The organism is Gemmata sp. SH-PL17, assembly GCF_001610855.1.
Classification (GTDB): Bacteria; Planctomycetota; Planctomycetia; order Gemmatales; family Gemmataceae; genus Gemmata; species Gemmata massiliana.
Genome location: NZ_CP011271.1, coordinates 5,895,065 through 5,914,424, shown reverse-complemented (window position 1 = coordinate 5,914,424; position 19,360 = coordinate 5,895,065). Strand labels below are relative to the sequence as shown.

Genomic DNA, 19,360 nt, shown 5'->3' with positions numbered 1-19,360 from the left:
TTAAGGGATGATTGATGCCTTTCACTCGCTCGCAACAGGTGACGCGCTCTCACGACCAAAGCAAGCAACTGCAGGCGGAGCAACTGGAACAACGTGAACTGATGGCCGCTCTCGCCTATGACTTCGGCCCCCTTGGTAAGCCGGTCGCGGCAGGGGCGGTCGCGCATGCGCTTGAGCTGTACGGTGCGGCGAACGGCGCGGGGTGGACGAGCGTATCCAACGGCAGTTGGCTCATGACGGCGAGCCGAAACATTGCCGATCCGATGAACCGAGATTTCGTTTTCGGCTCAGATGCAACATTTAAAGTCGATCTCCCGAACGGTACTTACGACGTAAGCCCCACCCTGGGCGATTCGGGGTTGGTGCGAGATAAGGTCGGGCTCTGGCTCGAAGGGAGCCAGGTCGCCACAAATCTCACGACCCAAGCCGGCGAGTTCATTCGCCCCACTTATCGTGTGACAGTTAAAGACGGCCAGCTCAATTTCCGCATTGCCGACGGCGGAGGGGCTAATGGGAATTTCGCGCTCGCGGGGTTGACAATCGCGCCGGCCGGGACAACTCCCCCCAAGACCCCAGGGGCACCGAATTCCACGAACGGGTCTGGCGCAGCGTGGCCGACAACGGCTCCTTCGCCTACCGGTTCTACTCCCAGTCTGCTCTGGACAACGCAACAGCAAGCCGTATGGAATCGGATGCGCGGGGAAAACGATCCCTGGTGGCAACTCATTCGTGACAATGCCGACCGAACGGCAACTAAGAGCCAACGATACGGGGACTACGGTCAGTGGGCCGTCTTGGCTTACCAAGTCACCGGTGATCGGACCTACGCGGCCAAAGCATGGGCGGCTATACAGCCCGTGATTACTGCTGGACCCACGAGCGCTAATCAGGTCCGTCAGTACTTCATGTCTTACGCTCAGTTCTACGACTGGCTCAAACCGGCACTGACAGAGAGCCAGAAGTCGACTTATGTCGCCGGACTGAATACCTGGGCGAAGTGGTCCTTGGCGATTAACACTCCGGTCTACAAGGGCGGGTTCCGCGTTACGGACAGCGACCAAACAATTGGTCAGTACTTCGGCTTGGCGTTCACGGACCTGGTGACCGGAAGTCACTGGCTCGATCAGGTTTCGCAGGACGCGACCGGTACCCCTGTGGGTGGCCTCGTAGCGACCGGGGTGAACATGGCCACCGCACGAAACGCAATCAGTCACTATGCCCGTCTTGCGGCAGGCGGGGAGTTTATTGAAAGTAGCAGTTACAATATCAATACACTTCAGTTGCTCCTCGAGGGGGTCTCCGGTGTTCGCACTGCCACGGGCAAAGATTATTTCCCCGAAGTGACACAATTGATTCCTCAAATTGCACGTGCGCAGATTGCTGCGCTCACGCCTGATTTGAAAGATTCTTTCTCATGGGGGGATAATGAACATCCTCACGAATTAGAACTTTCTGTACGGCGTACATCGCTTTTAGGCATGCTGGGAGGCTTGACTCAGAATGATCCAACGGTCGGGCTGTATGCGAATCAATTGGTTAAGGATCTTGTTCAGCAGTACGGCGCGCGGGGTTATCTGAGTGCTGAGCCGATGGACGCGAAATTGTTCAATTTTTACAACCCGTATGCGGCGGTCGCGGACTGGCGCACCCTCAGTGCGGGGTACTACGCTTCAGGGCGCGGAACGTCCTATTTCCGCGATGGTACGGGAGCTAATGGTGCTCTCTTCGTAAGCGACATGGGTAACCACTTTGGTGTTGATCACGAAACGACATACATGGGCGATTTTGCTCTGTATCGAAACGGTGAGTGGGCCGTCACCCGCCCTCTCGGGTACGGAGCGACGGCTGTAAGTGCGGAATCTGCAAATAGCATGATGATCGCTGGGCTCTCAACAATGGCCCAGCATTCGGCGGTAGCAAACGAGTTCGGCGCGAACGGTTCGTATTCTTACAGTGTTGGAACGACGGGTGGTGATTACTATGTTGCCCCGTACTATCAACCGCCCGCTGCGTTCCTGAAAGAATGGACCCGCAGCCTTTTCTACCTACCATCGGCTGACGGTAAGTCTTCGACGATTATTAGTTTCGACCGCGTCAATGCGAAAGATCCGCGAACTGTAGCCGGTTATGACCGTTACCGTGCGGCTGATCGTGCCAAGATCGAAGCCGCGCCCGCCCTCGCTCAGTGGACCATCCACGCTCCCGTCGCTCCGACCGTGACGAAGAACGGAGTTTCTTGGACGACCGAGGGCGGGCAGAATGTGTCGGTCAGTTCGCTGTCCACAAGTGCCCAGACGATACGCACGTATGACGAGTCGGTAATGTGGGCCGGGAACACGGATTTCACTGCGGACGAGAAAGACGGCTACCAGGTTCGCATCTCGAATCAGAACCCCGGTGAGTGGCAGACCATGCTGAACGTTGTTCAGGCGTCGACCTCTGGGACGAAACTCGTCAATTCCCTTGTCCAGAGTAAGGGCGGCGAGGCTCAAGGGGCGCTCGTGCAACGGGGCGGCCAGCCCGACGCGCTGGTCATGTTCGGTGCCCAAGCCGCAGGGCGCGTCACGACGAGTGGCTACAGCGTATCCTTTACAGCGGGAACGGCTACCAGCGATGTGTATTTGGCCGACCTCGACCCGACGAAGCAGTGGCGGGTTAGTGTTAACGGCGGTGCCGCTGTTAACCTTCAGGTCAGTGCAGCGGGCGTCGGCCACCTGGTAACGGCCGGAGTTGGGAAGCAGTCGGTGCAACTCATCGCAGTTTGATCTGTAGTGGACCCCATTGTCGAGACCAAAACCCGGCGATTCTTAGCTACGCTCTCGCCGGCTCTTTTGACCTTCCCGCCCGGTACACTTCGACCGGGGTCTTGTACCCGAGCGACTGATGGAGCCGGGCCTCGTTGTAGAAGGCGAAGTACGCCCGCAGCCCCCGCTCCAACTCGGGCACCGACTCGTACCCCCGCAGGAACACGTCCTCGTACTTCACACTCCGCCACAGGCGCTCGACGAACACGTTGTCCAGGCACCGGCCCCGCCCGTCCATGCTCACCCGAGCCCCGGCCGCCTCGACCCGCTCGACCCACGCCCCGGCCGTGAACTGCACCCCCTGGTCGGTGTTGAACACCTCTGACCTTCCCCCAGGGCGTGCGCACTTTATTGTGCCGTGATTCCTTGGATAACTTGCAATAGGTAGTTGTCGTCCCACCCGGCTTTCATGCGCCGGGTCTTGATGCTGCCCTTGGTCTTGGCACGCTTCAGGAGCGACACGGCCACGCGCCTCAACATCCCCAAGTTCGCGGCCGCGTGTCCCGTTCGGGCGCGGCTATCATCCTCTCGGAACGCCACATCCAATACCCAATGCAACCCGTTCTCGATGCCCCAGTGGTTGCGGATGTAACCCGCCAACTGCCCCGCACCCACCTTCAGACTGGTAATGTAATAATGCCCGGTGCCTTCGTTCTTCTGACCCTTCACCCGGCGCTCCCGGCACACCAGCGCCACCGCACTCACACCCGACCAACCGTCCGGTAAGCCCTCGGGGTCGTGAACCACGGTCACATACCGCTCCTCCGCGCGCCCGTGTCCCGCACCGACCTCGCCCGCCATGTCGCACCCGGCGAACTCGTCATCCCCGGCGCGGTCGAACACGTCGGCCACGGCGTCGTGCAACCCCTTCTGGTTCCCCTTCACGCACACCACGTACTCACCGCCCTGCTTGCGGATTTGCTCGATTGTCGCCTTCTGGCACCCGGCCGCGTCCAGTGTCACCACCGCGCCGTTGAGATCCAGGGCCCCCAGCAGGTCGGGCACCGTGGTGATCTCATGTCCGCCCTCGGGCACCGACCGCTGGCCCAGGATCAGGCGGCTCTCGGTCGCCCATGCGCTAACCAAGTGCAGGCACCCGGTGAACGTGTCCTGGGCCGACGCCCGCGCGCTCTTGCCATCGACCGCGATGTGGGTCAGCCCGGTCGAGTCGCACAGCTCCGACATCCAGCGCCCGAACCGGTCCGCGAACGCATCGGGATCGAGTTTGGCGAACACGCGCTCGAACGTGTCGTGGCTCGGAACCCCGTGGGGTAGCGCCAGGAACCGCCGAAAGAAGTCCTCCTTACTCTGGCCGTACTCGGCGATCTCCTCCCACCCGTCGGCCCCGGCGATCACCGCGCACGTGGCGATCACCAAGATGTCGGTGAGCTTGTGGAGCTTGTTGGCGGTTTCGATCCGAGGGTCGGGTACGTCCGCGAACACCGTGGTCAGTGCAAGGGGCATCGGGCATCCTCCTGATACCCTCGGTGTAGACGTAAACGCCTATATCGTCAGCAGTTCATAGTGCGCACGCCCTGGACCTTCCCCAGGTTTGGTGGAGTCCGAGGTCGAGGAGTACCGTACGCGCTTGGCGGATCACGTCATTGACATGTGAGTTACCTTCGGGGTTGGTTTTCTCTACCCGAGGGTTCTGCGATGAACGAGTTAGTTCTTCCCGTCGATCCGCCGAGTGTGCCCACCGATCCGGTTCGCACGCGCCGTGATCCGGCGGCTACCCGGCAGAAGTGGATCGAGCGGATCGAGCGGTTCCGCTCCGCTGGGGTCACCGTCGCCCAGTTCTGTTCGGTCGAGGGCGTTTCCGTCCCGGCCTTCTATCAGTGGCGTCGAACACTGGCGGCCGAGACCGCCACGGAGCCACTCGACGGCCCTACCGTCATCCCCGTACGGATCGCACGACCCGCGCCGGCCGTCGAGGTCGCGCTCCCCTCGGGTGCCGTGCTCCGCTTCGCGCCCGATTGCGATCCCCAACAGGTGGCGGCTTTGCTCCGGGCCGTGGGAGCAATTTCGTGCTGACGATCCCGCCCTCGGTTAAGCTCTAGTACGCGCCGACGCCGGTGGACTTCCGCTTGGGATTCGATGGGCTTTTTGCGCTGATCCAGTCCCGGCTGAAGGCCGACCCCATGAGCGGCCACCTGTTCATTTTTCGGAACCGAACCGCCGGTCGTGTGAAGGTGTTGTACTGGGGCGGCCACGGGCTGTGCCTGTGGTGCCAGCGACGCGAAGCGGGAAGGTATCACTTCCCCGAGGCGAAGGGCGCCACCGAAGCCGGCGTCGAACTCTCGCCCGCGCAGTTCGCCATGATCCTCGATGGCATCGACCTGTCCCGGGTCCGCCGGTTCAAGCGGTTCGAGGTCGCGACCCGAGGTTGACACTTTTTGCTGGCCGGCACCTCGCGCCGTGGTCATCATCCGGGCATGGATGCCCTCTCGGCCGATCCCGACGCCGCGTTCCCGACCGACGTGACCGCGCTTCAGGCGCTGGTCCGTGAGCTGTTGGCCGAGGTGGCGCGCCTACGGGCCGAGAGCGCCGAGCTGAAGAGCAAGCCCGCTGCGGCCACCAAGCACCGGTTCGGTCGCCGCAGCGAGCGCAAAAAGCCCGCGCCCATATCCGCCGACCCGATGCCCGCGCGCCGGCGCGACGAGCACGGGCGTTCGGCATTGCCCGAGTACCTCGAACGTCGGGACGTGGTTCACGACCTGACCGACGAACAGAAGCCGTGTCCGGTCTGCGGTCGGGCCCGTGAGTGCATCGGGGAGTAGAGGGCCGAGCAACTGGACCTGGACCCGCCCCGGTTCTTCGCCCTCCGCACCCGTAAGCGGAGCTTCGCGTGTCGGCACTGCGACCCCACGACACCGAGCGAGCAGCGGGTCGTGACCGCCGGACCGGGCCTGTTGGCGCGCGTCATCACCGCCAAGTTCGCCGACCACGTCCCCGTGCATCGGCTCACCGGTCAACTCGCGCGCTCGGGTGTCGGGGTCGCCCGGTCCACGCTCGGCGGCTGGCTCAAGCAAGCGGCCGAATTGCTCGACCCGTTGGTGGCGCTGATGCATGAGCGCCTGTTGCGGTCGCGCGTGATCCACGCCGACGACACGCCCGTGAAGTTGCGCGTTGAGGGGCAGGACCGCACGACGCGAGCCCACTTGTGGGTGGCGATCGGGGACGCGGAGTACCCGCACGTCGTGTTCGACTTCACGACCGGTTACACGGGCGACGGGCCGCGCACGTTCTTCGACGGTTACGACGGCTACCTCCAAGCCGATGCGCTGGCCCAGTACGAGGGGCTGTATCGGGCGGAGAAGGTCCGGCACGTGTGCTGCTGGGCGCACGCGCGCCGGAAGTTCGTGGCCGCGCACGACGCCGGTGACGCGCGTGCCGGCCGGGCGCTGGAACTGATCGGCCGGTTGTACGCGATCGAGCGCGCGTTGCCCCCGCTACTGGCCCCCTCGGACGACGCGGTCGCGAACGAGCAACGGCCGATTCGGGAAGAGCAACGTCGTGCGATCCGTGTGCGGGAGTCGGAAGGGGCGTTGAGCGACTTGCGGACCTGGTTGGACCTGACGCGCGCCGGTGCGCTACCGAAGTCCCCGTTGGGGAATGCAATCGGGTACGCGACGAACAACTGGGCGGCGCTCGTCCGGTACCGAGATGCGGGCTACCTGGTGATGGATAACAATCTCGCCGAGCGGACCCTTCGGGCGGTCGCCGTGGGTCGGAACAACTGGGGCGTGGTGGGGAGTGAAGTGGGCGGTCGAACGGCCGCGACCCTGTACAGCGTCGTCGGGACGTGCAAGCACCTGTCGATCGACCCGTGGGCATACCTGCGCGAATCGCTGCCGGGATTGTTCGCGCTGGGTGAGAAACCAACCGCCGAGCAACTACGCGACTGGCTACCCGATCGGTGGCTGCTCAACCGCACCCGCGACCGACCCGTCACGAACTCAGCGCCGCAGAAATCTACGTGAGCAATTACGACACTCGAACCCGCTGATCCCGTGTGATCAGCGGGCTATTCCCGTTCCGTCACCAGCAACGTGATTCGCCGAGCGCTTACGCTTGAGCCACGGTTCCTGTGCCTCGCCGAACCGCTCGATCTCCTAGAAACTGTTGGCCCCGCAGATGACCGCGCACAGGGTCACGCCGAGGATGTCCGAGAGTGCGTGCTTCTTGGTCCGGTTCACGCGCACCCCTGCAGGGTGCGCGCACTACGAACCCGTGACCCGGTGCGTGTTTACGGCTACACCGAAGGCATCCGGAGGATTCCCGATGTCCTTGCCGCTCGCCACAGTGTTCGCGGACGTACCCGACCCGCGCCGCGATACGGAGAACAAGTTGCACCTGTTGACCGACATCCTGACCATCGCGACGTGCGCGATCATCGCCGGGGCCGACGGGTGGGAACAGATTGCCGAGTACGGACCGGCCAAGCAGGAGTTCTTCGAGCGGTTCCTTGAGTTGCGTAACGGGATTCCGAGTCACGACACGTTCGGCCGGGTGTTCGCCACGTTGGACCCGGATGCGTTCGCGGACCGGTTCGGGCGCTGGATGGCGAGCGCATGCGAAGCGACCGGGTTGGTCCAGGTGGCCATCGACGGGAAGAGTGCCCGGCGCGCACCCGAGGGCACGTTCACCGGGTGCCTGCACCTGGTCGAGGCGTGGGCCGTGGAGAACCGGTTGATCCTGGGCATGCGCGCGGTGCCCGAGGGTGGGCACGAGATCACCGCGATCCCGGACCTGCTCGGGGCCCTGGACCTGGCCGGGGCACTGGTGACCATTGACGCGGCCGGTTGTCAGAAGGCGACGGTGGCCCAGATCCGCGCGCCGGGCGGGGATTACCTGGTGTGCGTGAAGGGGAACCAGAAGGGGTTGCGGGACGCGGTGGCGGACGTGTTCGCGCGGGCCGGGGAGTCCGCATTCGCCGGGTGTGACATGGCCACGGAGGTGTGTGCGGGGCACGGGCGCGCGGAGGAGCGGTACGTGACGGTAGTCGAGAGCCCCGAGGGGTTGCCGGGCGGTTGGGCGGATGTGGGCGCGGTGGCGCTGGTGTGCCGGGAGCGGGCGGTGAACGGGGTCCGGGGCGAGAGCACGGCTCATTACTACCTGACGAGCGTGGGCGCGGACGTGCTGGCCGGGTACATCCGGAACCACTGGGGTATCGAGAACGGGCTCCACTGGGTACTCGACGTGTCGTTCCGAGAGGACGAGAGCCGCGCCCGGGCCGGCCACGCGGGTGCCAACCTGGGCATGCTCCGGCGCGTCGCGGTGTCGCTGCTCAAGCGCGCCGGAACGAAGGGCAGTATCCAGACCAGGCGCATGAGGGCCGGGTGGGATGATGACTACTTATTGAAGGTGTTGCAAGGAATTACAGACAAAGATAGTGCGTGAACCCTGCGCGCGGGTCTGGCAACGCCGCGAAGTAGCGAATGAAACCGAGTTCCTGATCCGGCATGGCAGGCCTCCGGGTTCCCACCGGTCTAGTAGTTCAACTATTTTGAACTGCGGGGTAGAGCCGCCGAAGTTTGATACGGGCGTCGGCTGTGGTGAATCGCCAATTCACTCCGATGGCCCGATCGTTCCGCTCAACTGACCACGGCTCCAGTTCCTTCAGCAGCTCGTCAATGGATTCGATCCGCCGGTCCAAGCACTGGCGGGCCAGTACACTCAGCTCGATTTCGGCCACGTTCAACCAGCTCCCGTGCTTGGGGGTGTAGTGGACCTCGAACCGTTCCGCGATCCGACGAGCTTGTTCGGGAGGGAGCGCCTCGTACAGGCTCGCCAACTTGTGCGTGCTCAGGTTGTCCATCACCAGCACGATCGCGTCCGCCTCCGGGTACACGTCCTCGGCCAGCCACCGCAGCACCTCGGCGAAGTCCTTCGCCGTCCGACGCTCCGTCACCATTACGTGCCGCCACCCCGCTAATGGCTCGGAGATCATGAACAGGTTCGCGGTCCCGTTACGCACGTACTCGTAGTCGAACCGCTCGGGCTGTCCAGGTCCCGCCGGGATCGGTTGCACCACCTCGCCCACCAACTGCTTGCTCGCCTCATCGAGGCACACCTGCGGGCGCTTCGGATCGAAGGGGCGGTGGTACACCTCCAACACGTCCTCCATCGCGCACACGAACCCCGCGCTGGCTTCCGGCGGGATGCACCACTGCTCCTTCAGCCACGGCTTGATCTCGTTTTTTGCAACGCTTGGCGCACCGTCTCCGGGCAGATCGAATCCACGACCTTCAATTCGACCAGCTTGTCGGCCAGCATCTCCAAGGTCCACGCCACACGCCCCGTTGGAACCTTCGAGCACGCCAGGGCGATCAGGCGCGCCTCGCCGGCCCCGTCGAGTTTGCGCTCCCGGCTGGGCTTGTCCGGCTTCTTGCGGACCAGGGCCGGTTCCAACCCTTGCTCGACGAACCGCTGCCGAACCCGCTCGATGGTGGCAACGCTGACGTCCAGCGCCTCGGCGATCTGTTGGTCGGTCCAGGCTGGACCGCTGTCGGCCTGGTCGGCCTTCAAGAGGATGCGGGCGTGGATCAGTTTCTTGGCAGCCGCCTTACCCGTGGCGACCAACGTGCCCAGGGATTCACGTTCCTCGGCGGTCAGGGTGACGCGGTATTTCTTCATGGCGGACTCCTTCGGGTCCACACATCAAAATCGTACCGAGATCACCCCGCAACACAAAACAGTTGAACTACTAGGGCTAAAGACCTATACCGTCAGTACTTCAAGATGCGTTGACCCTGCCGTGGGGACAGCGAGCTTCTTCGGCTCGATTTTGAGTTTCTTCGGGCGCGTGTTGCAACGTCACCGGATCTTCGTACTGCTTCATTTGACAGATCGCTGATACTAAAATGCTTTGCCGAGCAAGCTGTTGAAAACTGTTTTCGTGCGGAAGAGAGACATTGATTCGTTCGCTTCTACCCCAATTCGCCTAATGTCGAATGGATCGGTGTGTTCTGGCCAATTAACTCCACCGTAATAAGAGAAGGCAAGGCTGTAGCCGATTTCTTTGGCTAGGCGCTTTGTGATTTCGTTAAATGCGGTCGTCGATCCGACCGGGTAGGCGAGTGTGGTGATTGGTTGGCCCGTTTCCCGTTCAAGTATGGTCTTTGATTCTCGCAGTTCTCGGGCCTGTGTTGCCTCATCCATTCCACCCAGGATGCCGTGTGTGTGCGTGTGAGATCCGATAGACATGCCTGCCGAGATCATATTGCGAATCTCATCCCAAGTGATAATCCATCGGTGCGCAAGTACGTGAGGCGGCGGTGATATCTTGGCTTGTTCTTCTAGGTGCGATATGAATTTTTGTTCGTCGCGCCCGCGATGTTGTTTGTACAGGTCTAGAATTTTCTTTACGACGTGTTTCCTCGGAGTCGTCCGAAGGTCGAAGGCGATTTGTTCGGGAAATTTCATCTCAATTATATCGGTTCTTGATTGCTTAACGACGAACGCGATTCGATCCCACCACGGGAGACTGGGGCGATCTACGAAATCAGTTGGAACAAAGAAAACGGCCGGAACTTTGCATGATTTGAGAATCGGGAACGCCAATTCGTAGTTGTCTCGGTAACCATCGTCGAACGTGACTAGCGCTGTGGGGCGCTTTATGTGTGAGTTGCTTGCCACTGCCGCAACTATGTCGTTCAGTGGAGGTAGGTCGAAGTATCTTCGTATGAATAACATCTGTGTGCGGAGCTCTTCTGCGGTAGCCGAAAAAACAGCGTCGTCGTAGGGATTGTCATAAGTGGCGCCGATTCGGTGATAGTTAAACACAAATAATTGTGGCTGACGCGGGAGCTTCGCTGCTAAGCGGGTAATTCCTAAATTATCCAGGATACTGGCGAGGTGTTTTTTTTTATTTGTGATGAACATGTTGATTCCGTTTTAGGTGGTATGGAGTGGGTGTTTGTAATAATTCGTTATCTGGGTGCATTTTTGGCGTTGTAGCTGCCGGCACGAATATGCTATGCGTTTGGATCTATATAGGGCGAAGCTGTTCGGTGGTGGCACGGTATGCTGGTTTGGTTCGTGATTTGTTGTTTACGCTAAGTTTGAGTCTCGCTTGATCTGACATCTTTTGGTGGTGTAGATTGGCTAGCTTGTGCTGGCTTTAGAGTTGAACGGAGTCGTAATTGCTTTGGATATTTTCTCGTAAGTTGCGATAAATTGGTCTATGTGTTGGCCATACGGATCGTCGATCCAGATTGGGCCGGATGACATTGCTCCGACTAGGTGCAGTTTGTGGCGGCAGTTGTAGTCTGCAATGAGCCGTTCATAGTTCTCGAAGTCGAACACAAATATGGCGTCGGCGCTGTTAACGAGTTCCTCGGTCAATTGGATGGACCGGTGCTCCGATAGATCGATTCCCATTTGGGCAGCAGCGGTGACTGCGGTTGCGGGCGACGGGCGATTAGCTTTCGGGTAGTAACCGGCCGAAATACATGTGCGGTTCGGTGGAAACAATCGTTTCGCGATTTGGTGAGCAAAGGGACTGCGGCAAATGTTGCCTTTGCAAACAAAGAGTACTGTCTGCGCTTGCAATAAAGCGATCCGCGCACGGCTCTTCAACCGTGTACGGGCCAATTGCGATTGTAACCACCTGCGTCGAATTGGTCGGATGAAACGTTGTGCTATGGTCGACGTCAATTGTCTAAGTTCGACAAGCCCTGGCATCGGGTCATCTAAAGTTAAAGTGTCACTTCGCTCTTTGAGTGCAAGGGTGCTTACTATGGTTTCTTTTAATACCGTCGAGAGCGGGCGAGTTGCGAGCGTGGGATCGGATCGGTCTGCTCGAATATTGGCAAGTTGCCAGTTGAAGTCTCCGGTCCAGTATCGGCAACAGAGCCCAGTTCGGTAACTAGTATTGTGCTCAGTTTGCTGGTCAACAATAAGTTTGAAGAGGGCAAGGGGGAAATCGGCTCCCGATGCAATTGCGAGAGGGAGCGAACCCCAAAAACGTCCATTTATCTCGATAAAAATCCAGTTGCCTGTTGCGAGATTGATTTTGAATTCCGCCATTGCTACGCCCGTGTATTTTAATTGGCCTAAGATGGCTAGGGCGGCTTCTCGGAGATGTGGGGTCACAGCCATTCCCTTTCGGTAATAGCTTCCTCCCCCGTGCAATGGTTCGTGAAGACGGATATGCTGAAACTCGAGTAGTGGCTTGCCCTGATTGAGCAAGAATTCAACTCCCACTCCGCACCCAATGAAATTTTCTTGAATTGTCACGGGTCCGTAGTTTAGCATTTTTGCAATTGCTGAATCCAGTTTGTCGTAGCTATATATTTTCTGTACCGTGCGTCTTTCGCCGATGTGATTGCTGTCAAATGACGATGTTGGCTTTAGTACTATTGGGATCTTAAAGCTATCTTTGATTAGCGGTGCTTCGTTGGCGCTGTGTATTACCATTTCTCGTGGTAGTTGTACGCCTGCTTTGCGGGCCAGAGAGTTTACTGATATTTTGTTTGTTATTGTTTTGAATACAGCATCATCTAGGAGGTAGATTTTTCCATGCGGCTCTAGTTCTTTACGGTGCTGCTGAAGAGGGATTTGGGTAGGGTCGGAGCATGGTATAACAAGGTCAAACTGCTCCCGGGTCATGATGGCTTGAACTGCTTTGATCCACCTGTGACATTGATCTGGTGAGTAAGCGGGGATGTCGTGAATGGCGCTAACGTACCGGGAGGCGCGGGCGGGGTTTTGGGGTGAGGGGTTTCCAATATGAACCTCGATATTGCCGCGTCCGAGGGAACGGATGACAGCAATCATTGACCGAATGTCGTCCCCGAGAACAAGGGCTTTACGACGGCGAGGCGGGGCATAGTCGGTAGTGTCCAAGAGGGTGAGTTTTATTGTAGCGGTCGCTCGCGGTATGTGTCGCCGGGTGGTGTTACAAGTTGGCAATACGAGGGGTGGTCGAAGTCGTGATGTATATAAATTTGTTCGTTCCATCTGGCCGGATATTTTCTCATCCATGCAAGGTTTGGTATTTTGGATATTTTTTGACTTTCGTTTTCATCGTTAAATTCTCGAATTGCACATAATTCCCCAGTGTATTCATTGTGGCAGGCGTGTTCGGGCCAAACGATATCGTCGAAATAGCAATGGACTCGCGGCAATCGCGAACTTGATGGGCCGGCAAAAATTCCAAAAGCGCTCTTCGTTGAGCTGTAGTAGTCTAGATCAAATGCGACGAAAGCAATTGGTGGAAAATTGCTTCTTGTTGTTAATTCAGATGTGGTGTCAGCCACATTGCCGAGAACCAGTTCCGCAGTTCTGAGTCGGCTCCTGAGCTTGTTTTGATCCATACTGTAAAACCCGGCTTGCCAGACGTGTGGAAGATCACGGTAATCGGTGGGTGGGGGCATGCCTTGGCCCGTATCGAACCCGAATGTGCTTATTTTTATGTTGAGATGCTGGCTTACCTGTTCTGCGATTCGCTCTAAAGCAACTAGCCCGTTGCCGCCCGCGACCCCAAATTCAATAACACTAATTTCTTGTAATTTCAAATTCCGTGCGAGTTGGGCAGATTTGTACACGCCGTATGCGTAGTGGGGGCGGTCCCAAATGTCGTACTCGGTTCGGAGGCTAACTGATCCGATAGGGAACTTTGACCACAATCGTCGTGCTCCAGGGATGCGGGTCAAATGACGGATCATATATTCCTCTGGTGAATTGGAAAGTGTTGCTTTTGTAGTAATTGATGGTGTCGTGCGGGTTGTATGCGCTGCGATTAAGTTTTGAGTTGGGTTGATTGTTGAATTCAAATATTGTTGCCCACGATGTGAAATGACAGTGAGTTGTGTTCTCAGGGGACGTGTTTTGATTTGATAGTGTAATGGTGCAAGAGCGGGGGTGTCCCGCCCTTGTTTGTCTACGTGTTAAGTCGTCCGCCTGTTCTCACTTCTTGCCTTTGAGTTGCGGCAGGACCGCGGGGTCCGCGAACTTCTCCGGTTCGGCCTCGAACTTCTTCTTGGCGGTGGCGTTCCAGAAGTAGACCTTCACGCCCTTGTACTCCGCCGACACGTCCTTGCTGCTGACCACCTTGTCGCGGTACACGGGGCAGTACACCTGCTCGATCTTCCGCTTCGGCAGTTCCTTGCCCTTCAGTTGCGGGAGCAGTTCCGGGATCAGGTACGCTTCCGGCTCGGCCTTGAACTTCTTCAGGCACGTGTCGCAGCACAACTGGATCTTCACACCGTTCCACTCGACGATCTTGGCGTCTTCGCCGATCTCGTCCTTGGTCATGATCGGGCAGTTCACCTGCTTATCGGCCGCGGCCTTTTCGTTGGACCGCGACACGGGGGCGAACGACAGGGCGGCAACCATCACGAACAGCAGTCGCATAAACGGCATCTCCGGAATTGGGAAATCACTGGGGCGGGACTTCGATCAGCGGCTGAGGATTTCGATCACCCGCTGGATCTCAACAGGCAGGCTCACGTCGGATTCGGTCGGCAAACGCGACACGGTGAACGACAGGTTCTCCGGGTCGCTCGTGATCCAGTCGGCGTTGTGCAACCCCTCGGTGAGGCGCTCGCGGTACTTGGCCTGAACGTTCTTGCGCGGGGCCACGGCGATCACGTCGCCCGGTTTCACGAGGTAGCTCGCGATGTCCACCTTGCGTCCGTTCACGTGGAAGTGACCGTGGTTGATACCCTGGCGCGATTCCGGGCGCGTGCGGGCGAACCCGGCGCGGCGCACCACGTTATCGAGCCGACGCTCGCACAGCACCAGCAGTTCCGTGCCGGTGTTCTCCGTCGATTTGGTCGCGAGCTGGTAGAACCGGGTGAGCTGGCGCTCGTGCAGCCCGTAGTAGTGCTTGATTTTCTTCTTCTCGCGCATGGCGAGACCGTACTCGGACACCTTGCCCTTGCGCAGCCCGTGCATGCCGGGCCGGTATTCGCGGCGCTCGAGGGCTTTGACCGCGCCGTGCTTTTCATACACGGCCATGCCCAGCGCCCGGTTGACTTTACCCTTCGGTCGGGTGAATCGACTCATCCGTCGCCTCAATCAATAAAAATTGAAGGGAGCGGTCACTCGCCCACATAGGGCAACAGCCCCATGAACCGGGCGCGCTTGACCGCGATCGCGAGCGCACGTTGCGCCGCGGCGGACAGGCCCGTGCGCTTGCGCGACATGAGCTTGCCCTGGGACGTAATGAACCGCTTGATCCCCGCGACGTCCTTGTAGTCGATGAACGAGGGCCGCGGCTCGTACCCCTTCGGGGCGTGAGCCAACTGCCGCTTGCCCTTCGACTTCACCACTTTAAGGCCGTTCGCGTTCGTTTTTGGGCGCGCCATCGGCGTGCTCCTTAACAAGGTTTTTTGGAGTAGCGGTTCTTTATATACAAACTCAGGTCTCGAAGCAGTCCCTTTCGGAAGTATCGCACCGGCGGCGCGTCACTTCGCGGAGCCGGTCGCGGAATCGCAGGGCCAATTCCACTTCGCCGGCCTCTTCCGCCGCGTTTTGGAGCCGTTTGAGGCACGCCGAACAGCTCAGGGCCGCTGCGGGCACGTCCCGAACGATTTCGCACGCTTCTTCCGGGCGCCCCACGTTCCCCAGAGCGTTGGCCAGGGCCACGCGGTACGGGACCGCGCCTGGGGCCAACTCAACCGCGGACCGCAGGTGCGGCAACCACTTCTCGATCGGTTTGTTTAACTTGGCGAGGTAGTAAGCCATCCCGTAGTGGGCGGGGTGGTACCACGACCGGGCCTTGGCGAGTCGGCGGCAAACCTTAAACGCCGATCGGTACGCCCCGAGTTTCCCCAGGAGGCGCGCCAGGTCCGGGAGCAGGGGAGTCGGGCACCTCCCCGGTTCGGCCAGAAACAACAGCCCGGTCGCGGCGCTCTTCCGCTTACCGGTACACAGATAAAGGTCGGCCAGGGCGAGTTGCGAAATTGGTTGGAGCGGCGCGATCATGCTCGCACCTTCCAACCCTTCCAGCGCGTCGACCGGTTCCCCCAAGTGGTACGCGGCCAGACCGTACACCTGGAGTAACCCCGGGTGGTTCTCGTCGCGGAGCAGACCGGCGCGGGCGAGTTCGATCGCGCCGGTGAAGTCGTTCGCGTCGAGTTTTTCGGTCGCGGCCCGGCACAAGCAGTCGGCGACAGTCATGGTTCCCTCGCAACGGTCGTTTCCGGAACTTCTTCGCAGCGCGCCGGGGGCGAGTCGGTCGGCGCGGGTCGGTGCTGGTGAACCGCTGCGGCGGGTACGCGGCTCGTGTCGATCGGGAGCGACAGAACGAACAGTGCGGCCAGGGCGACCGGTCCGGCGGCAGCGAGTGCCGCCAGCCACCGCGGGTTGTCTTCACGGACCCGGTCCGTCGCGGTCACGGTACGCCCTCCTTTCGGGTTACTTGGCCGGGAACTCCGTCACCAGGGTGGCGTAGTGCCGGGCCTCGTCGAACTTCTTGCCGCTGTGTTCGCCGGGCTTGGCCACCACGTCCTTGGCCCACGCCCCGTACCGGCCCTGCGCCGGGTACGCCTGGGTCAGCCCGTCCTTGTCGGTCTTCGCCTTGTCTTTCCCGCCGTCCGGCTTGATGACGGTCACTTCGGCGTCCGCGACCGGCTTCCCACCGGAGATGAACTTGAACTTCACGTTCGAGCCGGCCGCGACCGGGACGAGTTCGACCGGGAGCGCCTTTTCGCCGAGCACGAGCTTGTCGGTGGCGACGGCGCCGACCACGGCCTTCGGGTGGTACGCGAGCAGGTACGGCTTCGCGTCGCCCTTTTGCATCACGCCGTAGTGGAGCGTGCCGTACACGACGCGCGGCCCGCTGCCGGGAACCTTCGCGGTCAGGTCGTGCTTGTTGGCCTTGTGTTCGACTGCCCCTTCAGCGCCCGCGGCGTCGCGGGACGTGAGCTTGAGCGTCGCCAACTTTTCGGTGCCCACGTTCTCGTCGGTATCGAGATCGTCGCTGAACACGATGACGGCTTTGGCCGGGTCTTTCGGGTCAGGGACGATGAACACGAAGTGTGCGTGCGCAGTCAGGGCCGCAGCGGCGAACAGGATCGCCGCGCCAGTGAAGCGGAACATTGGCATGCCTCGGGTAAAAAAGGAGAGCGCGGGTCGGGCGGGCAGACGGTCTACCCGCCCGACCTATCCGGCGGCGGGCCGCCGGAATTTCGGGGCCGCAGAACGCGGCCGATTCGTTGTTACGGTTTGGCGGGTGCGGCGACCGGTGTGCCCTTCTCGGCGAGCTTCACGATCTCGATACCCGCGACGTTCCCCTCGTCCGGGGACGCGCCGCCGATCAGAGCAACGGACGTGGGTCCGAAGGGAACCATCCGGGCCACCATCCGCGGGGTTTCGGCGGTGCCGACCTTTTCCCACCCGTCGCCCTTTTCAGTGAGGCGGTACACCGGACCCGCGACCGTGTTCACGATCACGCGCCCGTTGACCGTCGCGGCCGACGGGGAGAACGCCATCGCCTTCTTCCCCTCGGCGGGCAGCGCCGGGGCTGTGGACCACTTCTTGGTTTCCACATCGAAGACGTCGGTCGGTTTGCCGTCCGCACCCAGCCCGCCCAGCACGAACACTTTCGTACCGACTGCGGTGGCGGTGAGGGCGCGGCGCTGGAACGGTTGCGCGACCGATTCCCACTTCGGCTCCTTCGCGTTCAGGTCGAGGAGCAGGGCGGTGGTGTGCCACACGGACTTCTCGCCCTTGCCCTTCATCTGCCAGCCGCCCACGACCACCAGCGTGTCGCCCGCGACCACGACGTCGTGAGACGACCGGCCGGCGGGCAGCGCGGGCAGGTCTTCCCACTTGCCGCTCTTCGGGTCGAACCGGGCGCAGTCGGCGAGCGAGTGGTTGTCGGACGGCGTACCGGGCTTGTTCTTGGGCTGCATCCCGCCGACGCGGTACACCTTCCCCTTGTGGGCGACGAGGTTCATGCCCTGCGCCCGGGGGCCGGCGGGCAGTTCTTCCCACGTCGTCCCACCGTCGAGTTTCACGCGGTGGAACGTGCCGAGAACGGACTCGGTGTCGTAGCTGTGGGTCTTCCCGGCGTGCCCGCCGTAGACGTACAGGTGGCCGTCACACGCGACCGCGCCGAAGCTGGCAACGGCCTTCGGCAGCGGCGGCACTTCGGGGGCCTTCGGCTCCGCGGCGCCGGCGGGGGCCGCAAGAACTACTGCAAACAGGCAAGCGATTCGACTACGCATCTCTTGAATGTCCTGGGTGAGGGGTGGTGAGTTCGCGGATCGCGGATTAAGGGAGCGTCACGACTTCGCCGCCGTTTCGAGTACCGAGCGCGGCGAACGTGATCGGATCGATCGAGTCGCGGATGAACTGCACCGACCCATCAGCCATGACGAACTGGGCGCCGCCGCCGTGTTCGCTACGGAACGTGCCGTAGTTGGCGCCGGCGTAAGACCCGTCGCGCTTGTTGAGCCCGCCCATCGTACCGGTCCAGTTGTAGAGGTACCCGTAGGCCCACACCGGGCCGTAGGTCGACGGGACGCCGGCCGGCTTGAAATCGCACTCCCCGGCCATGAACGTGTTCGAGGTGCCGTCGCTGATCGTGATGAGGGTGGTTTGGGAGTTACCGTAGGCGTCGCGCTGGGAGGGGTCCGTGGAATATTTCTTGTTGCGGACCGGCACGATGACGCCGTCGCTCGGGAGCGTCGCGTAGGATCCGTAGGTCGATTCGTAACAGGTGGGGGTACCGGCCGAGAACACGTAGCTGGACGGGGCGCGGTTCTCGGGGGCGGTACCGAGCGAACCGCCCGAGGTGCCGCTCGGGGGAGTCATCGACGGGCAGGTGAAGGACGCGATTTGCATTTGTTGCAGCATCGCGTTGGTGTAACCGTCGCCGTCCGAATCATCGGTGCTGTGGCGCGGGAGCTTCGGGTTCCACTTCTTGGCGACCGCGTCTTGCTCCAAGTACGGCAGGAGCAGAATCCACCCGGTGACGTAGCTCGCAGTTTCCTCGCGGGGCTGGTAGTACGACACCGCGTAGGGGAACTGGTTGTTCCCGTCGTGGTAGCCGTGGGTCGCCAACCCGATCTGCTTCATGTTGTTCGCGCACTTGATACGTGCGGCGGCGGCACGCACCTTCTGAACCGCGGGCAGCAGCAGCCCAATCAGGATCGCGATGATCGCGATCACCACGAGTAGTTCGATCAGGGTGAACGCGCTCCGCCCAGGTGCCCCGGCGCGGGAACGCGCGTGGGTGGTGGAATGGGCGCGGGGAACGGGGTTGTGTGTGGGCGGCGCATAGCGCGGCACCCTCCTCAAGTGAGTGGGATGGCCGCGAGACGCATCGCTGGACGTGGGTTGGTTCTCGGTGAACCAAATAGCCTGCGGAGGCTAAGCGACTCGCTAGGTGATTTACTTGTTGAGAATAAATCTCATCAAGGCAGTGGAAATGGTACTTGGTTAGGACGAGATGTCAACGGAGCAATTTGCGATTTTGTTTTCACGAGTTCGGTGCTGGAAGAGATTCCGTCTCATTCCGGCGCTGACGTTTTTGGGATGCTGAATTGCTCGCCTTTGAGCCGGGCGCGGCCGTACAACGCCATCGCGGGTCGGCGGGC

The 19,360-nt window shown here is 60.8% G+C and carries 20 protein-coding genes and 1 pseudogene; 6 read left to right on the top strand and 15 right to left on the bottom strand.

Annotated features, from left to right (window positions below; translation table 11 throughout):
* The first annotated feature begins 14 nt into the window (after nt 1-14).
* The gene (locus tag VT84_RS24400) at nt 15-2,765 is read left to right on the top strand and encodes a hypothetical protein (protein WP_052560406.1); all 2,751 of its coding nucleotides are present in this window, start codon (nt 15-17) and stop codon (nt 2,763-2,765) included.
* 46 nt (nt 2,766-2,811) lie between these two features.
* Here VT84_RS24400 and VT84_RS24395 read toward each other — a convergent pair.
* Together VT84_RS24395 and VT84_RS24390 are read right to left on the bottom strand one after the other, a co-directional pair.
* A pseudogene (locus tag VT84_RS24395) lies at nt 2,812-3,135 on the bottom strand (integrase core domain-containing protein); the annotation flags it as partial.
* 17 nt (nt 3,136-3,152) lie between these two features.
* Nucleotides 3,153-4,268: an ISAs1 family transposase gene (locus tag VT84_RS24390; RefSeq protein WP_082841317.1), complete on the bottom strand. Its 1,116-nt coding sequence runs from the start codon at nt 4,266-4,268 to the stop codon at nt 3,153-3,155.
* Nucleotides 4,269-4,460: 192 nt separating this feature from the next.
* Between VT84_RS24390 and tnpA the strand changes: the two genes are divergently transcribed.
* Genes tnpA through tnpC form a run of 4 tightly spaced genes read left to right on the top strand, consistent with a single transcriptional unit; the run spans nt 4,461 to nt 6,787 of the window.
* The gene (gene tnpA, locus VT84_RS24385; protein ID WP_052560408.1) at nt 4,461-4,838 is read left to right on the top strand and encodes an IS66 family insertion sequence element accessory protein TnpA; all 378 of its coding nucleotides are present in this window, start codon (nt 4,461-4,463) and stop codon (nt 4,836-4,838) included.
* A 41-nt stretch (nt 4,839-4,879) separates the two neighbouring features.
* The gene (tnpB, locus tag VT84_RS24380) at nt 4,880-5,194 is read left to right on the top strand and encodes an IS66 family insertion sequence element accessory protein TnpB (RefSeq protein ID WP_082841316.1); all 315 of its coding nucleotides are present in this window, start codon (nt 4,880-4,882) and stop codon (nt 5,192-5,194) included.
* 45 nt (nt 5,195-5,239) lie between these two features.
* Nucleotides 5,240-5,584, top strand: coding sequence for a hypothetical protein (locus tag VT84_RS24375; protein WP_082841315.1), 345 nt, complete (start codon nt 5,240-5,242; stop codon nt 5,582-5,584).
* A 12-nt stretch (nt 5,585-5,596) separates the two neighbouring features.
* Nucleotides 5,597-6,787, top strand: a complete 1,191-nt coding sequence (tnpC, locus tag VT84_RS24370) for an IS66 family transposase (protein WP_082841314.1) — start codon at nt 5,597-5,599, stop codon at nt 6,785-6,787.
* A 132-nt stretch (nt 6,788-6,919) separates the two neighbouring features.
* On the opposite strand, the gene VT84_RS42400 is transcribed toward tnpC, so the two are convergent.
* On the bottom strand, nt 6,920-7,003 hold the full coding sequence (locus VT84_RS42400) for a transposase family protein (RefSeq protein ID WP_410000406.1): 84 nt from the start codon (nt 7,001-7,003) through the stop codon (nt 6,920-6,922).
* Between the two features lie 85 nt (nt 7,004-7,088).
* On the opposite strand from VT84_RS42400, the gene VT84_RS24365 reads away from it, so the two are divergent.
* Nucleotides 7,089-8,207: an ISAs1 family transposase gene (locus tag VT84_RS24365; protein WP_082841313.1), complete on the top strand. Its 1,119-nt coding sequence runs from the start codon at nt 7,089-7,091 to the stop codon at nt 8,205-8,207.
* 97 nt (nt 8,208-8,304) lie between these two features.
* On the opposite strand, the gene VT84_RS24360 is transcribed toward VT84_RS24365, so the two are convergent.
* The 12 genes from VT84_RS24360 to VT84_RS24310 all read right to left on the bottom strand — a co-directional run bounded on the left by VT84_RS24360 (nt 8,305) and on the right by VT84_RS24310 (nt 18,935).
* Nucleotides 8,305-9,443, bottom strand: a protein-coding gene (locus VT84_RS24360; RefSeq protein ID WP_157469788.1) for an IS630 family transposase whose coding sequence is annotated in 2 segments (ribosomal slippage) — nt 8,305-9,011 and nt 9,011-9,443 — 1,140 coding nt in all. Because the reading frame shifts where the segments join, the coding sequence is not laid out codon by codon here.
* 222 nt (nt 9,444-9,665) lie between these two features.
* A complete protein-coding gene (locus VT84_RS24355; RefSeq protein ID WP_082841312.1) occupies nt 9,666-10,691 on the bottom strand; it encodes a polysaccharide deacetylase family protein in 1,026 nt (341 codons plus the stop codon).
* Between the two features lie 222 nt (nt 10,692-10,913).
* The gene (locus VT84_RS24350) at nt 10,914-12,587 is read right to left on the bottom strand and encodes a hypothetical protein (RefSeq protein ID WP_162271831.1); all 1,674 of its coding nucleotides are present in this window, start codon (nt 12,585-12,587) and stop codon (nt 10,914-10,916) included.
* Nucleotides 12,588-12,667: 80 nt separating this feature from the next.
* Nucleotides 12,668-13,477, bottom strand: coding sequence for a hypothetical protein (locus VT84_RS39725; protein WP_162271830.1), 810 nt, complete (start codon nt 13,475-13,477; stop codon nt 12,668-12,670).
* A 241-nt stretch (nt 13,478-13,718) separates the two neighbouring features.
* Nucleotides 13,719-14,165 (bottom strand): hypothetical protein, encoded by a 447-nt coding sequence (locus tag VT84_RS24345; RefSeq protein ID WP_052560413.1) that lies wholly within the window; start codon nt 14,163-14,165, stop codon nt 13,719-13,721.
* A gap of 45 nt (nt 14,166-14,210) precedes the next feature.
* The gene (gene rpsD / locus VT84_RS24340; protein ID WP_082841310.1) at nt 14,211-14,819 is read right to left on the bottom strand and encodes a 30S ribosomal protein S4; all 609 of its coding nucleotides are present in this window, start codon (nt 14,817-14,819) and stop codon (nt 14,211-14,213) included.
* Between the two features lie 35 nt (nt 14,820-14,854).
* Complete coding sequence (gene rpsR / locus VT84_RS24335) at nt 14,855-15,121, bottom strand: 30S ribosomal protein S18 (protein ID WP_082841309.1); 267 nt, start codon at nt 15,119-15,121, stop codon at nt 14,855-14,857.
* 52 nt (nt 15,122-15,173) lie between these two features.
* The gene (locus VT84_RS24330) at nt 15,174-15,935 is read right to left on the bottom strand and encodes a tetratricopeptide repeat protein (RefSeq protein WP_082841308.1); all 762 of its coding nucleotides are present in this window, start codon (nt 15,933-15,935) and stop codon (nt 15,174-15,176) included.
* Complete coding sequence (locus VT84_RS24325; protein ID WP_052560416.1) at nt 15,932-16,153, bottom strand: hypothetical protein; 222 nt, start codon at nt 16,151-16,153, stop codon at nt 15,932-15,934. The genes VT84_RS24330 and VT84_RS24325 overlap by 4 nt, the downstream gene beginning before the upstream one ends.
* 19 nt (nt 16,154-16,172) lie before the next feature.
* On the bottom strand, nt 16,173-16,856 hold the full coding sequence (locus VT84_RS24320; RefSeq protein ID WP_082841307.1) for a hypothetical protein: 684 nt from the start codon (nt 16,854-16,856) through the stop codon (nt 16,173-16,175).
* A gap of 119 nt (nt 16,857-16,975) precedes the next feature.
* Nucleotides 16,976-17,986, bottom strand: coding sequence for a Kelch repeat-containing protein (locus VT84_RS24315; RefSeq protein ID WP_082841306.1), 1,011 nt, complete (start codon nt 17,984-17,986; stop codon nt 16,976-16,978).
* A gap of 46 nt (nt 17,987-18,032) precedes the next feature.
* A complete protein-coding gene (locus tag VT84_RS24310) occupies nt 18,033-18,935 on the bottom strand; it encodes a DUF1559 domain-containing protein (protein WP_239465465.1) in 903 nt (300 codons plus the stop codon).
* Nucleotides 18,936-19,360: the final 425 nt, after the last annotated feature.